The organism is Acinetobacter sp. CAU_H_29a_1, from assembly GCF_058599505.1.
On record NZ_CM178655.1, the window covers coordinates 1,299,775 to 1,315,580 of the forward strand.

The 15,806-nt window shown below is 41.7% G+C and carries 14 protein-coding genes; all 14 read right to left on the reverse strand.

Going from position 1 to position 15,806, the window contains the following annotated elements; translation table 11 throughout:
• Window positions 1-32: 32 nt before the first annotated feature.
• Window positions 33-1,103 (reverse strand): alanine racemase, encoded by a 1,071-nt coding sequence (gene alr, locus AC4MDD_RS06475; protein ID WP_114836755.1) that lies wholly within the window; start codon window positions 1,101-1,103, stop codon window positions 33-35.
• 47 nt (window positions 1,104-1,150) lie between these two features.
• The gene (gene dnaB, locus AC4MDD_RS06480) at window positions 1,151-2,596 is read right to left on the reverse strand and encodes a replicative DNA helicase (protein WP_004696432.1); all 1,446 of its coding nucleotides are present in this window, start codon (window positions 2,594-2,596) and stop codon (window positions 1,151-1,153) included.
• Between the two features lie 273 nt (window positions 2,597-2,869).
• Entirely contained in the window at window positions 2,870-3,316 is a 447-nt protein-coding gene (rplI, locus tag AC4MDD_RS06485; RefSeq protein ID WP_004696433.1) for a 50S ribosomal protein L9, read from the reverse strand.
• 9 nt (window positions 3,317-3,325) lie between these two features.
• Window positions 3,326-3,553, reverse strand: coding sequence for a 30S ribosomal protein S18 (gene rpsR, locus AC4MDD_RS06490; RefSeq protein WP_004278792.1), 228 nt, complete (start codon window positions 3,551-3,553; stop codon window positions 3,326-3,328).
• 11 nt (window positions 3,554-3,564) lie between these two features.
• Complete coding sequence (gene rpsF, locus AC4MDD_RS06495; protein WP_004278789.1) at window positions 3,565-3,951, reverse strand: 30S ribosomal protein S6; 387 nt, start codon at window positions 3,949-3,951, stop codon at window positions 3,565-3,567.
• Window positions 3,952-4,095: 144 nt separating this feature from the next.
• Entirely contained in the window at window positions 4,096-4,851 is a 756-nt protein-coding gene (locus tag AC4MDD_RS06500) for a DUF3142 domain-containing protein (RefSeq protein ID WP_419380821.1), read from the reverse strand.
• Between the two features lie 6 nt (window positions 4,852-4,857).
• A complete protein-coding gene (locus tag AC4MDD_RS06505) occupies window positions 4,858-6,966 on the reverse strand; it encodes a PA5441 family protein (RefSeq protein WP_490747571.1) in 2,109 nt (702 codons plus the stop codon).
• Between the two features lie 112 nt (window positions 6,967-7,078).
• Window positions 7,079-7,957, reverse strand: a complete 879-nt coding sequence (gene cyoE, locus AC4MDD_RS06510) for a heme o synthase (protein WP_419381317.1) — start codon at window positions 7,955-7,957, stop codon at window positions 7,079-7,081.
• A gap of 10 nt (window positions 7,958-7,967) precedes the next feature.
• A complete protein-coding gene (locus tag AC4MDD_RS06515) occupies window positions 7,968-8,297 on the reverse strand; it encodes a cytochrome o ubiquinol oxidase subunit IV (protein WP_026056475.1) in 330 nt (109 codons plus the stop codon).
• On the reverse strand, window positions 8,294-8,914 hold the full coding sequence (gene cyoC, locus AC4MDD_RS06520) for a cytochrome o ubiquinol oxidase subunit III (protein WP_004696446.1): 621 nt from the start codon (window positions 8,912-8,914) through the stop codon (window positions 8,294-8,296). The genes AC4MDD_RS06515 and cyoC overlap by 4 nt, the downstream gene beginning before the upstream one ends.
• 4 nt (window positions 8,915-8,918) lie before the next feature.
• Entirely contained in the window at window positions 8,919-10,907 is a 1,989-nt protein-coding gene (gene cyoB / locus AC4MDD_RS06525) for a cytochrome o ubiquinol oxidase subunit I (protein ID WP_004982033.1), read from the reverse strand.
• A gap of 3 nt (window positions 10,908-10,910) precedes the next feature.
• Window positions 10,911-11,984: a ubiquinol oxidase subunit II gene (cyoA, locus tag AC4MDD_RS06530; RefSeq protein ID WP_004696450.1), complete on the reverse strand. Its 1,074-nt coding sequence runs from the start codon at window positions 11,982-11,984 to the stop codon at window positions 10,911-10,913.
• Window positions 11,985-12,285: 301 nt separating this feature from the next.
• Window positions 12,286-13,053, reverse strand: coding sequence for an RDD family protein (locus AC4MDD_RS06535; protein ID WP_332476799.1), 768 nt, complete (start codon window positions 13,051-13,053; stop codon window positions 12,286-12,288).
• 341 nt (window positions 13,054-13,394) lie between these two features.
• Window positions 13,395-15,773, reverse strand: a complete 2,379-nt coding sequence (ppsA, locus tag AC4MDD_RS06540; RefSeq protein ID WP_419381316.1) for a phosphoenolpyruvate synthase — start codon at window positions 15,771-15,773, stop codon at window positions 13,395-13,397.
• Window positions 15,774-15,806 lie beyond the last annotated feature (33 nt).

Here is a 15,806-nt window from a genome sequence, read left to right on the forward strand (position 1 = left end):
TAAAAGCCCAAGTTCTACTTGGGCTTTTATGGCTAGATTTGCTTACGTGTAGGGCGATTGCTTAACCGGCAAAGTAGCTCATAACCAATGGTTCCATTGGCTTCCGCAACATCGTCAACTAAGCGATTTTCACCCCAGAGCTCAACTTTTGTACCGAGGCCGGCATTTAAACCCGTCACATCGATCGCAATCATGTCCATTGCTACTCGGCCCACAACAGCTACTGCCTGACCATTTATAGCAACATAGTTTTGCTTTGAAAATGCACGTGGATAGCCATCTCCATAACCAATCGAAACAATGGCCAGTTCAGTTTCTTGGTTCGCGACAAAATGCGAACCATAGCCGACACCTTCACCTGCTTGAATGGTATTTAATGCAATAATTTCCGCCGTGAAGGTCATAACTGGCTTTAAGTCTAAGTCATGTGCATTTTTATCGGCAAAAGGTGATGCACCGTATAGCATGATGCCGGGACGAACAAAATCAAAATTAAGTTCAGGCCATTTAAAAATAGCAGCTGAGTTACAACATGAGGCTAGAATTGGTGAGCACGCTTCTTTGATGTGTAGGAATTGCGCACGTTGCTGCTCATTGAGTGGGTGATCCGCATCGGCATTGGCAAAGTGCATTGCTAGGACACATGTAAAGCCTTCTGCTTTTAAAGTGTTGATAACATCAATGATTTCGGCAACTTTAAAGCCTAAACGGTTCATACCGCTATTGAGTTTGACCCATACTTTAAGCTTTTGTGCGATATACGCGGTTTTATGTGCGATTAACCAATCGACTTGTTGTTGCTGATGAACCACACACTCGATATTTTGCTCAATGACGGTTTGCATTTCATCTGCTGAGAAAACACCTTCAATCAGTGTAATCGGTTGTGTAAAGCCGAGTTCACGAATCTCTAATGCTTCTTGTAAACAGGCGACGCCAAAGGCATCGGTTTCACTTAAGGCTGCTAAACAGTCTTTGACTCCGTGTCCATAAGCATTGGCTTTGACCATGCTGACGATTTTCGCGTTTGGGGCAAGTTGTTTGACACGGTTTAAATTATATTGCAGCGCTTGGCTATCAATATAAACTGTTGCTTGACGCACCCTAATTACTCCTACAGGGTCATGGAAAGGCGACGATGAGGCTTTAATTATTCCTCATCATCGTACTGAGCATAAAACTCAGGGGATAAGTTACTAAAGCGGGTATATTGGCCTTCGAAAGCAAGTCGAACGGTACCAATAGGGCCGTTACGTTGTTTACCAATAATAATTTCGGCAGTGCCCGCTTCTTTGGACTCTTTGTTATAGACTTCGTCACGGTAAATAAACATGATTAAGTCGGCGTCCTGCTCGATCGCACCGGATTCACGTAAGTCTGACATCACGGGGCGTTTGTTTGGGCGGTTCTCGAGGGAACGGTTAAGCTGCGATAGTGCAATTACAGGGCACATCATTTCTTTGGCAAGAGCTTTTAAGCTTCGTGAAATTTCTGAAATCTCACCTACACGGTTATCACCCATGCCTGGCACTTTCATCAGCTGTAAATAATCGACCATGATGCAGCCGAGTTTACCATCGTGCTGTTTGGCAATACGACGTGCGCGAGCACGAACTTCTGTAGGCGGAAGAGCAGAGGAGTCATCGATATAGAGCTTTTTCTCTTGCAGTTGCAAAATGGTGCCCGTCACTTTTGACCATTCATCGCCATCGAGTTTACCTGAACGTAAATGTCCCTGATGGACTTTCCCGTAAGATGAAATTAAACGCATGGCGATGGAGTCGGCTGGCATCTCCATGGAGTAAACCAAGGCAGGTAAGTCATTATTAAACAGCACGCTTTCCACTAAATTCATGGCAAAAGTGGTTTTACCCATCGATGGACGCGCTGCAACAATAATCAAATCACCTGCTTGCATGCCCGAGGTTTTATTGTCGAGTTCAAGAAAGCCTGTGGTTAAGCCTGTAATGCTGCCTTCCATTTGCGACAGCTCATTCAGCTTATCAAATACATCAGCTACAACTGTATTGATGGCTTTAGGCCCTTGAGCTTTGGCATTGTTATTGTGTTGTTCTGCCAAAGAGAAAATATTAGTTTCGGCCAAATCTAAAATTTCACTGACGTTACGACCTTTGGTGTCATAGGCATTTTGTAAAATTTCAGAACTAACCTTGATCATGCTGCGCAAAGTCGAAAATTCTTTGATCTTGGTGGCATAAGTTTCCATGTTATAGAAACTAGACGGGGAGTCTGCCATCAATTGCATCAGGTACTCTTCACCACCAACCGCATCGAGTAGGTTTTGTGTGGTGAGCCAGTCATGCACTAAAACCGCATCATAGGGTGAGCTGTCTTTGGAGAGTTGTGCAATCGCGCGAAAAATATATTTATGGCGCGTCGCATAAAAGTCATTTTCAGTGAGTACATCGCCAACTTGTTCAAAGGATTCAGCAACCGTCATTAAAGCGGCAAGTACGGCTTGTTCCAATGCTAAGTTATGCGGAGGTGTACGGAATTCTTTCAGTTGCCCTGACTCATTCGGTTTATTGTCTTGTTTCGATGAGCTCTTTTGAGCAGTGGCATTCGCCTGTGACATATAACGCCCTGATTTTTAATACAGTAAGAGGGATAACTTAAGATAAATTTCACTGTAAATTTGGAAAAAATTACAGCCATTTAACTGTATGCACTTTATCAAAAAATGCAGCTGCTGTGTGCTGAATTCAAGGCTTATGGATAAAACCCATAATATTCAAATTTGGCATTTTGCGGGGCAGGCTGATGAAGTTTTAAGCTGAGCGAAGAAACTACTTTTTCATAGAGATAAAAAAAAGAGCATGCAAAAGCATGCTCTTTTTTTTGCAAGAAATTACTCAGATACGATAGTAACGAGAACTTCAGCAACAACATCATGGTGCAATTGGATTGCGATGTTGAATTCGCCAGTGTGACGAAGTGCACCGTTCGGTAAACGAACTTCTGCACGGTCAACTTCAAGACCAGCATTTGTTAACGCGTCAGCGATATCACGAGTACCGATAGAACCGAATAGTTTACCTTCGTCACCAGCTTTCGCAGTGATTACGATGTTAACTTCGTCTAATTGGCTAGCACGTGCTTGAGCAGCAGCTAAAACATCAGCTTCAGCTTTCTCAAGTTCAGCGCGACGAGCTTCAAAAGCAGCAGTGTTAGCTTCAGTAGCTGCTACTGCTTGACCTTGAGGGATAAGGTAGTTGCGGCCGTAACCAGCTTTAACTGAAACTTTATCGCCTAATTTACCAAGGTTTTTAATGCGTTGTAATAAGATAATATCCACAGCTCAACCTCACTTATGATTGTCAGTGTAAGGGATCAAAGACAAGTAGCGAGCTTGTTTAATAGCAAGCGCTAATTGACGTTGGTAACGAGCTTTAGTACCTGTAATACGGCTAGGAACAATCTTGCCGTTTTCAGTGATGTACTGTTTTAAAGTGTCGATATCTTTGTAGTCGATGTACGTAACGTTCTCAGCTGTAAAGCGGCAGAACTTGCGACGACGGTAAAAACGTGCCATTGATGTTCTCCTTATGCTTCAGCAGAGTCTTGAGCGTGTTGTGCTTCTTCACGTTGAGCTTTACGCGCACGTTTTTCTTCAGCACTCTTAGCCAATAGTGACTCTTCAGTGATAGCGTTCTCACGACGGATGATAAGGCTACGAATAATTGCATCGTTGTAACGGAACAATTCTTCTAACTCATCAAGAGTAGTTTGACCACACTCAACATTCATAAGAATGTAGTGAGCTTTGTGGATCTTGTTGATTGGGTAAGCCAATTGACGACGGCCCCAGTCTTCAAGACGGTGGATTTGACCTTCAGCTTCTTTGATGTGAGTTAGGTAGCGTTCTACCATACCAACGACTTGATCGCTTTGATCAGGGTGTACTAAAAGTACGATTTCGTAATGACGCATTGTCAGCTCCTTACGGTTTAAACAGCCCCTAACAAAAAAGTTGTTAGAAGCAAGGAGTCACAACCTAGGTTGTGTCGCATTAGATGCGAAGGGGGAATTTTAGAGACTTTGCTCGCCAAATTCAAGAACTTCTCTTAAAAAGCCCTAATTATTTTGAGGTTTTGAGCGTAAAAGGAAGACGACATAGCCTTTAAAGTTCGGATCATTTTCAAGCTTGGGCGGTCTATGCCACTCACCATATTGAACAATGCCAATTTTATAAGGCAGTTTTAGTGCTGAAACTTTTTTTAGATAAGCTGCATAGTTGGGTATGGTGGTTGAACTTTGATAAGTTTGAATGACCAACTCATCGATGGTGTTATTCAGGAGGTTTAAAGTCTCTTGGTTTGTCACATTGGTCCAGTCCATTAAACCAGTGATACTGAGTTGATAGTGCTGCGGTAATTGTTTTCTTAATTGACTTAAGAATAGGGCATATTGGTGGATATGTCTGGTTTTGGCATCGAAATCAATTTGTATGCCTTGAATATGATTCCCTGCATTTTCCCATTGCTGAACGCGTTTTAAAATTTGTGTAAGCTCTTGGCCTTGCCAGTCTAAATGATAATTACGAAAAACCAGCCACACCTTTTGCTGAGGAATTGTTAAGACGCTTACGCCTTGCGGTATGAGCTTAGAGTGATGTGTTTGGGAATCTAAACGGATTTCACCTTGTAAAATATAAAGTTCTTTAGCCGCATTTAGGTAAGGGGTAGATGAAATATTGCCCCAAATCCAAAATGCATCATAGTCTTCGGCATTTACCTGACCAGATGTTGAAGCTAACTGACTCGGCTGACAAGCCATGATGCTGAGCATACAGATCAGCGTCATAACAACGGAAAAAATCTGCTTCAACATATAGTCTTACCAGTAATACTTTAAAGATTGTGCCCAAGAGGTACTTGGATAGTCGCGTTTAATGTGGTCGAACCATTGTTTACGGGTAGATTTTTCAACCTCTGCATCCTGACAGTCATTCATCCCGCTTGGTGAATAACACATGATTGAGCGATAAAGCGCATACGCTTTTAAATCAGGTACAGAACTGGATTTGATGATGTCCTTATACACTTGGCCACGGGCAAAAATTGCACCTTGGAAGCGAGCAGTTTCTTTTTCTAAAGCAGTGACATAGCTTATGTTGTAGCCTTGAGACGAGCGTGCATATTCGCCCAAACAAAGTCGGAGCTTTAGATCTTGAGGTGAATTTTCAAGTTTTTGAGTCAGGCTGAATAAGTCAGGGCATTGCATTTGTGGCGTGATTTTTGTTCCTGCCCAAATGAAATCACTGAAAGGCGGTTGGTTTTTATAATTTTTATATGTTTCTGAATCATATTTATACTTCGCGGCATCTTGTGGTAGCAGTACAAAGGCTTGATTAAACAGTTTAAAGTTTTGATGTACCAATGACTTTTGCAAAGTTTTATATAAAGCTAAATTTTTTTGATCTGTATTTGATGCTTTGCTCTGGACAATTTGCATTAAGCTTTTTTCATTGGCTTCATTTTCAATAAAACTTTTTTGTAATGAAGCTTGTTTGATTTTAGCATCTGAACCGATGAATAGGTTCGCGCTTTGCTGTTGGGCATAATGTGGATACAACATCAGCTCAAACAAGCCACGCTGTTCGATGGACTTTGATCGACTAAGCCAACCCTCCCAATATTGCTGCACATTTTGAGTTTGTCCGAGTTTTTCTAAAATACGACCTTTTAATAATATTTGACTGAGTTGAAGGTAACTATCGATTGAATTAGAAGAGTGTTCTGGCAAATATTTTAAAGCTTCAGCTGGTTTGTTCTGCACAAAGAATAAGTGATTGGCTTGTAGGTATTGGAATAGTTCTGGCTGACTCTTAAATAGTGTTTTTTGGTTGTTGAGTTCAGACCAGCTTAAGACTTTATCTTCTGCTGATGTTGCCTGACGCATTTGCATTAAATCTGAAATGGTCAGAAAGAAGGGATCTTTTAGATTTTTTGGATTGAATGAGTGGCTTTGAAAAACATGGCGATCCATTTCAAAGGCTAGATTATCGAGCTCTAAATTATAGTATTTGGAATCAGGATGATTGATTTGCCATGCGAGTTCGCTGGTCAGGAGTTCGGTATTTCCACTCAGCCAATAACAACGACGTAGTAAACCGCGTGCGCTTGCCGCATATTTTCCCTCAGGGAAGCGTTTGAAGTAGGTAGTGATATGCTCATAGGTATTTTTGAGTAAAGTCTGATTTACTTTATCGATTTTTAAATCACCATATTCACCGATACCCGACTGATAGCTTTCATTGAGGCTGCTACGGATCAACATATATTGCGATGTTTCTTTGATCCAAGACTGATCAACCGTAGTTAATACTGAGTAAATTTTAGTAGCTGTGGAAAAGTTACTATTATAAAAGGCAATGGTTGCATTTAAATAAGACGCATACTGACGTGCTTGTATAGACCAGTTCGGATTGACTTGGATGAGGGCAAGATCACGGTCACAGGCCGAGATATTTTGTCTTTCTTGAATCAGTAAATCTTTTTCCACTTTGCTGAGATTTTGGTCGGCTTTCACCTGTTGGGTAAATTGATCCGCACCATTGTCTAGACTACTGCAATGTTCTTGGTAAGGAGTCTTTTGATTGTTTGGTTTTAATCGGGCATTCGGTCGTTTATTGGTTGCGCTTTCAAACAATGTTTTAGCCGCAAATGGTACGTTGCTATATTCAGTTTCCCAAAGCGGACTATTTGGCTGATTAAAATTCAATTTGGCCAAGCCCATGTCGCTCAGGAGTAGGAGCATATTGGTTTGATTGTCATTGGCGGGCGTGAGCGCAGGCAAATTGTCACAGGCTGTATAGGCATTGGTTTGAATGTTGGTCGATGGGTAGCAAGTAACATCAAAACCAGAAAAACTGTGCGTGCTATAAGCAAGAGTGATAGGGAATAGACTAATAAAAATAGATTTTTTAAAAAATTGTGATGGCATTTTCATTACAGAGTATGAGTTATTGTTGTGTCTGCTATGGTAACAATTTAAAGACTAGACTTAAATATTGAATAAGTTGAAATAAAAAAAAGATAGAGAGAACTCTATCTTTTTAAAACAGCGGCAAATGTGGAGCAGGTGAGACATAGCTAAAACTAAAACTAAAACTTAATGCAGTAATTAAAATCACTGAATATAAGAAATAGCGTTTTGCCCAAACCTGATCATTTTCAGCTTTAAAACCAATGATTGATAAATATACCCAATAAGCACAGAGTGCGTTAAAGGTGATAAGAAAAAACATATTGGTATAGCCAAAACAATACAAACCATTTAACACCGCAGCAAACAGCAAGACATAAATCAAGCTTTCAACTTTCGTGCGAAAAATTGAACGTGCTACAGGTAAAATTGGAATGCCTGCATTTTTATAGTCGTCAAAGCGGTATACCGCAATTCCCCATGAATGAGGCATTTGCCAAAGTGCATATGCTAAGAAAAGCAACAGTGCGGCAACATCAAATTCATTGGTCACAGCTGTATAGCCGATCACTGGTGGACTAGCACCAGAAATACTTCCAATCACGGTTTGGTGAATGGATGTGCGTTTGCTCCATAGACTATAAAAAATCACATAAACCACAAAACCAAGTACAGCAAAGCCAAAGGCATAAGCATTAACAAAGAACCAGAGTAGGGCGAAACCTAATATTCCAAGCGCAGCAGAAAATGCCAAAGCAACGGAAGGCCTGATGGTTTTTTTAACTAATGCACGGTTCATCGTCCGTTCCATCTTTTGATCAATATCTTGATCAATGACGTTATTGACGACACAGCCAGAAGCAACAACCAGTGTTGTACCGAGTAGAGTGATGAGAAGGAGGAGGAAATCTACAGACCCCTGAGCGGCTAAAAAGAAGCCGCCCAGAGTGGTAACGAAGTTACCAAAGAGAATTCCTGGTTTAGTCAGGAATAAATACTTTTTCAACATGACGATCAGTTTAGATCATCATGTTGTAGTGTAAGTAGTTCATAATCCATACAGAGCCGACTAGAAGTACAGCAATACAAAGTACTGTATAGATAAATGCAATCACGTTCCAACGTTGCTCTGAAGATGAGTTCATGTGCAAGAAGTAAACTAATTGAACTAGAACCTGAGCAACCGCTGTAATTGCGATAACCGCCATAACAATACCGCGACCAAAACCACCAGCCATTACCATACCGAATGGAATTACGGTCAGGATAACTGAAAGGATAAAGCCGATCGTGTATTGCTTGGTGTTACCGTGTGAAGCACCAGCTGAGTTATGATCGTGACTCATTATAGAACTCCCATCAAGTAAACTACGCTGAATACACAGATCCAAACGATGTCAAGGAAGTGCCAGAACAAGCTTAGGCAAGCAAGACGACGAGTGTTTGGAAGAGTCAAACCATTTTTCTTGATCTGAATCATCAAAATGATCATCCATACCAAACCTGAAGTTACGTGAATACCGTGCGTACCTACTAAAGTAAAGAACGACGATAAAAACGCACTTACGCTTGGACCGTGGCCAGCATGAACTAAGTGATTAAACTCATATAGTTCCATGCCGATGAATGAAGCACCGAATAACCAAGTGATCGCTAACCAAGTTAAAACTTGGTTGACGTTCTTTTTGTATGCAGCAAGAACCGCAAAACCAAAAGTTACAGAAGAGATCAAGAGAGCGAAAGTTTCAGTTAAAACGAAACCTAAAGACTCACCGAATAATTCTTTTGCACTTGGTGTGCCCATAGGCACATGGCTACTTAAAACAGCGAATGCAATGAAGAGTGTACCGAATAGAATCAAGTCACTCATCAAATAAGTCCAAAAACCAAAGACGGTGATGTCGGTATCATCGTGGTGATGATGCTCATCGTGTCCGTGGTTTTCGTGATGAAGTACGTCAGCCATTGTCTTAGTCCTTCTTCAAATGTTTTTCAAGAATCGCGTAACGTTCATTTTCAATACGCTCAACTTCAGCAGCAGGAACATAGTAGTCCACTTTCTTCGTAAACGAAGACGCGATGAAGCTGATAATAGCAGCGATGAACATCACAACAACTAACCACCAGATATGCCAGATTAAACCAAAGCCCATAACAGTAATGAACATGGCAATCACAACACCAGCAGCACGATTCGTTGGCATATGAATGTCTTCGTATGAAGTAGGTTTCGCATACGCTACGCCATTCTCTTTGTCATTCCAGAACGTATCAATACCATTGATTGTTGGAAGATGAGCAAAGTTGTAGAACGGAGCAGGAGACGAAGTCGCCCATTCAAGTGTACGACCATCCCATGGATCGCCTGTAAGGTCGAGGTTGTCGTTGCGTTGTAAGTAACCAACAACAATCTGCATAACGAAACATGCAATACCAATCGCGACTAACACAGAACCGAAGAATGCAATAGCAATGTACGGATCCCATTCAGGGTTGTCATATGTATTCAAACGACGAGTCATACCCATGAAACCAAGGATATAAAGTGGCATGAATGCGAAGTAGAAACCGAAGAACCAGAACCAGAACGCAGCTTTACCCCATGCTTCATTGAGCTTCCAACCAAACATTTTCGGCCAGTAGAAAATGATGCCGGCAAACATACCAAACACCACACCACCGATAATTACGTTATGGAAGTGAGCAATCAAGAACAATGAGTTGTGTACAAGGAAGTCCGCAGGTGGAACCGCCATTAATACACCAGTTAAACCGCCAATACCGAATGTTACAAGGAAGCCAAGCGTCCATAACATAGGAGTAGTGAAGGTGATACGACCCTTATACATTGTGAATAACCAAGAGAAGATTTTCACACCTGTAGGAATCGCAATAACCATGGTCATGATACCGAAGAACGCATTCACGTTCGCACCAGCACCCATGGTGAAGAAGTGGTGAAGCCATACTACGAACGCAAGTACTGTGATCGCAATTGTTGCATACACCATTGATTTGTAACCGAACAACGTTTTACGAGAGAACGTTGATACAACTTCAGAGTAAATACCAAATGCTGGTAATACTAAGATGTATACTTCTGGGTGACCCCATGTCCAAATCAAGTTTACATACAACATTGGGCTACCACCCATGTCATTTGTAAAGAAGTGGAAACCGAAGTAACGGTCAAGCGTTAACATCGCAATTGTTGCTGTTAACACTGGGAACGACGCAATGATCAATACCGCAGTACATAAAGATGTCCAAGTAAAGATCGGCATGTCCATAAGAGACATACCAGGCGCACGCATTTTAATGATGGTAACGAAGAAGTTAACACCCGTTAATAGCGTACCTAAACCTGAAATCTGAAGTGCCCAGATATAGTAGTCCACACCCACGCCTGGAGAGTATTCGATACCTGAAAGAGGAGGATAAGCCATCCAACCTGTTGCAGCGAATTCACCAATTGCAAGAGATGCCATCATTAAGCCTGCAGCACCAGCAAATAACCAGAAGCTTAGAGAGTTTAATAATGGAAAGGCAACGTCACGTGCACCAATTTGAAGTGGTACAGAGATGTTCATTAAGCCAACAACTAGACCCATTGCTACGAAGAAGATCATGATTACACCGTGTGCGGTGAAGATCTGATCGTAGTGTTCTGGGTGTAAATAACCTTCACCGCCACCTTTTGCAAGGAACAGTTGAAGACGCATCATAATCGCATCGGCGAAACCACGCAAAAGCATGATGATCGATACGAAAAGATACATGATACCAATTTTTTTATGGTCGACTGATGTGAACCATTCGTTCCACAAGTAGCCCCATTTTTTAAAGTAGGTAATACCAGCAACAACTGCGATACCACCTAAGATCATCATTGCAACTGTGACCAGTACAATTGGATCGTGCGGAATAACGTCCGGACCTAACTTACCTAAGAAGCTCATGTCTTATTCCCCTACAACTGATGAAGCAGGTTCAACAGCGGCATGTGCTTCAGATGAAGCAGCCCCGTGAGCACCCGCAGTCGCTGAGTGATCAGCACCGTGATAGTTGCTCATATATTTGCTGATGACTGACTTAAACAAGCCTTCCTCTACAGAAGAGTAGTAAGTCACAGGGTGTGGCTTAGTTGGATAAGGCTTCATTGCCTCAGCAGCAGCCTTCTCTTCAGGAGTTTTTGCTTTTGAAATCAAAACTTCAATTTGGTGTTTACCACGGTTACCGTCACGTAAAGACTCAAATTCAGCTTGATCTAAAATTGTTTTTTGTACAGCTTTAGGATTAATGCTTGTACCGTTACCTGCTTTAACTGCAGCAACCCATTCAGCGAATTGAGCGTCAGTTACAGAGTGAGCACGGAAGCGCATTTGCGAGAAGCCGTAGCCTGAATAGTTTGAAGAGAAACCGCGGTAGCCTTCAGCTGGGCTAGTTCCATCTGCTAACAAATTCAAGTGCGTTTGCATGCCTGCCATTGCATAAATTTGACCACCTAACGCAGGGATGAAGAACGAGTTCATCGTGAAGTTAGAGGTAATTTTAAGTGCAACTGGAGTTTTTTCAGGGAAACGAATTTCGTTAACCGTCGCAATGTTAAGATCAGGGTAAATGAAGATCCATTTAAACTGTTCTGCAATGACTTGAATATTTACAGGTGCTTTATCAGATTCGAGTGGGCGGTAAGGGTCATACTTGTGTGAACCCCACCAAGTTAACCAAGCCAGAATACCAATAATAATGACAGGAATACCCCAAACTACAATTTCAATTGCAGTAGAGTGTGCCCATGTAGGTTTATAGTCTGCATCTTTATTCGACGCGCGATATTTCCAACCAAACCATAATGCCATTACGACTGATGGAATAACCACCAATAGCATTAAATAGATCGCAGTCATCATTAAGTCAGATTGACCTTGTGCAACTGGACCTTTTGAGTTTAGAAGTACCATATCACCACCACACCCAGTTAAGAGCGCGGCGATCGCAGATAAAGACAATACAGCTAAAATCGTTTGTCTCATTTTACAACCTCGGTGAAGAGTCCCATTCCCTAATAAAATTGGGATAGCGATTAAAGTGTCGCATGATTGAAAAGTTTCTTTTTAAGTCTAAAAACACTTCTCAATCATAAGACACCGCTACGTTGTAGGGCATTATGCCTCATATCGACAAACTAAGCTATACGTAAAGATGCTTTAAATGACTGTTATAAAAACCGATTTTTTCACTCGGAATTTTATAATTTCTTTGTGGATTTATTTTGAATATCAATAAACTGCGGAAAACTGAGGTGAGCCAAACCTCAGCTTAAATATGGTCAAATTACTGCTTAATGACCTTGGTTTTCGCTAGTTTATCGTGCAAAGTTTGACGCTTTGCAGTTAAACCAAAGACGTGATCGGCGATGGTAATAAACGGCATGAACAGCATATTGAGCACAATAAAGACAACACTGCGCAATGTGAATACACGCAAAAGGCTGACTTTTTCGTTCGTTTCAACGTCTACAATTTTAATTTTGGTGATTTTTTTACCAATGCTTTGGCCACTTTTGGCTAAGAAAAAGGCCTGTATGCCGAGCATAATCAGCAGGTAAATTCCCATGGTGGTCCATGCTTCAGTTGGAATCAAACTGAACAGTTGTGCTTGCAGTTCACTGGCCTGTGTTGCTGTGGTAGCCGCTTGCATTTTTTGCTGAATTTCAGTGAGTTCACCAAATTTATCTGCTTGTAAAAAGAACGAGGGAATCGCAGCGGCAGGGAGCCAAAGAAGTAAATCAATGACTTTGGCTAAGACGCGTGTACCTATCGATGCCAGTTCAGGTTGAGCAACTTTCGCCGCTGTACGGTTTGGTTGTGAAAATTGATTTGGCGTATGCATTGGCTCAGGAATAGGGGGCTGAGGTTGATAACCTACAGGTTCATACGCCAGTTTTCCTTGGGTGAGTTCACCTAAAGCTTTCCATTCAGGCATACCCTGATGCCAAACTAAATCCGTCAATAAAACTTGTTGGCTTGCGAGCATCTGATTCAACTGCTCTAAGGTATATGGACCGGCTTGTTGATTATTTCGTGCCAAGTAAATCTGCATATAAACTTAATCTCAAAATATAAATTGGGATATTCAAATAATAAATGTATTTGCTTCAGATGAAAAACAAATAAAAAATCTATGGTAAAACATGCGGATAGTCTAGAGAATTTCAAGCTGAAATTAACCAAAACTACACAAAATGCAGGACAGTGTAGCAAGGATTATGCTGCTTCTTCTAGCTTTATCGCAATGCGATCTCTTCTCAATCAAGATATTGCTGCATGAATGCCAAACTTAGTCTAAATTTTTGTATCAATATGCTTGTTTTAATGTGGATACGTTGAAAGTGTAGATATAAAAAAAGACCCATGAAAGGGTCTTTTTTTCGCATCAAAGAGTTAAGCTTTTTGAACTTTTTCTTCTGCAAGGAAGAACCAAGTGTCTAATACTGAGTCAGGGTTAAGTGATACAGATTCGATACCTTGTTCCATAAGCCATTGCGCAAGATCTGGGTGATCTGATGGGCCTTGACCACAGATACCCACATATTTTCCTGCTTTACGGCATGCATGAATTGCCATAGAAAGAAGCGCTTTTACGGCTGGATCACGTTCATCAAATAGGTGAGATACGATACCAGAGTCACGGTCTAGGCCAAGTGTTAACTGGGTTAAGTCGTTCGAACCGATAGAGAAGCCATCAAAGTGTTCAAGGAACTGTTCAGCCAATAATGCGTTCGTTGGTAACTCACACATCATGATCACTTTCAGACCATTTTCACCACGTTTCAGGCCGTTTAACGCCAATAATTCAATTACACGTTTCGCTTCATGTACAGTACGTACGAAAGGAATCATGATTTGAATATTGGTTAAGCCCATTTCGTCACGTGCTTTTTTCAACGCGCGGCATTCTAATTCGAAACAGTCACGGAAGTTGTCAGACACATAACGGCTTGCACCACGGAAGCCCAACATTGGGTTTTCTTCTTCAGGTTCGTATAACTTACCACCGATCAAGTTTGCGTATTCATTTGACTTAAAGTCAGACATACGAACGATGACAGGTTTGTCTGCAAATGCTGCAGCAAGGGTAGAAATACCTTCAACCAGTTTTTCAACATAGAATTCGATTGGCGATGCATAACCCGCTGTACGCGCCATCACCGCAGCACGTGTTTCACGTGGCAAGCTGTCAATGTTCAACAATGCTTTAGGGTGAACACCGATCATACGGTTAATGATGAACTCAAGACGTGCGAGGCCAATCCCTTCATTTGGAATTTGTGCAAAGTCAAATGCGCGGTCAGGGTTGCCGACGTTCATCATTACTTTGAACGGAAGTTCTGGCATAGATTCGATTGAGTTGGTTTGAATTTCGAAATCTAAAGAACCTTCGTAGATGAAACCTGTATCACCTTCAGCACATGAAACAGTTACATCTTGGCCGTCTACTAGAACTTCAGTTGCATTACCACAACCGACGATTGCTGGAACACCCAATTCACGCGCAATAATCGCTGCGTGACAAGTACGACCACCACGGTTAGTGACAATTGCAGCGGCACGCTTCATTACTGGTTCCCAGTCTGGGTCAGTCATGTCAGATACAAGCACGTCACCGTCTTGTACTTTGTCCATTTCTTTAATAGACGTAACAATACGTACTTTACCAGAACCGATACGTTGACCGATTGAACGACCTTCACAAATCACAGTGCCTTTTTGTTTTAAAAGGTAGCGTTCCATGGTGCCGACGTTTTCACGGCTCTTCACTGTTTCAGGGCGCGCTTGAACGATATAAATTTGACCGTCATCGCCATCTTTTGCCCACTCGATGTCCATTGGAGAACCATAATGGTTTTCAATGATCAGCGCTTGTTTTGCAAGTTCTTGTAGTTCGTGGTCGTTTAATGCGAATTGTTGACGCTCTTGTTTTTCAACATCAACCACAACAACTGATTTACCCGCAGAAGCTTCTTCGCCATAAATCATTTTTTGGTGTTTAGAACCTAGATTACGACGGAGTACAGCATGCTTGCCTGCATTTAAAAGTGGTTTAGAAAGGTAGAATTCGTCAGGGTTCACTGCACCTTGAACAACCATTTCACCCAAACCGTAAGATGCAGTGATGAACACTACGTCACGGAAACCTGATTCAGTGTCGAGTGTAAACATTACACCCGCTGCACCAGTTTCAGAGCGGACCATACGCTGAATACCAGCAGATAAAGCCACAACATCATGCGCAAAGTTTTGGTGTACGCGGTAAGAAATTGCACGGTCGTTATACAGTGATGCAAATACTTCTTTGATCGCGATCAATACGTTGTCGATACCGCGAATGTTTAAGAAGGTTTCTTGTTGGCCTGCAAAAGATGCATCTGGTAAATCTTCTGCTGTCGCAGAAGAACGAACGGCAACCGCGATGTCTGGGTTGCCGTTTGAAAGCTCTGCAAATGCTTTACGAACTTCTTGTTCGAGTTCTGCCGTCAGTGGAGTATCTACAATCCATTGGCGAATTTTCGCGCCTGTTTCAGCAAGAGCATTTACATCATCAACATTGAGGACATTTAACTCTGCATTGATTTTAGCGTTTAGGCCACTTTGCTCGAGAAATTCACGATATGCTTGAGCTGTAGTAGCAAAGCCACCTGGTACAGATACACCTGCATTTGATAGGTGGCTGATCATTTCACCTAAAGATGAGTTTTTCCCACCTACAAGTTCAACGTCGTGTTTCCCTAATTTTTCTAGACCAATTACGCGCGCTTCCAAAGTTGTTACTCCACTTTTGCAGTATTTAATCAC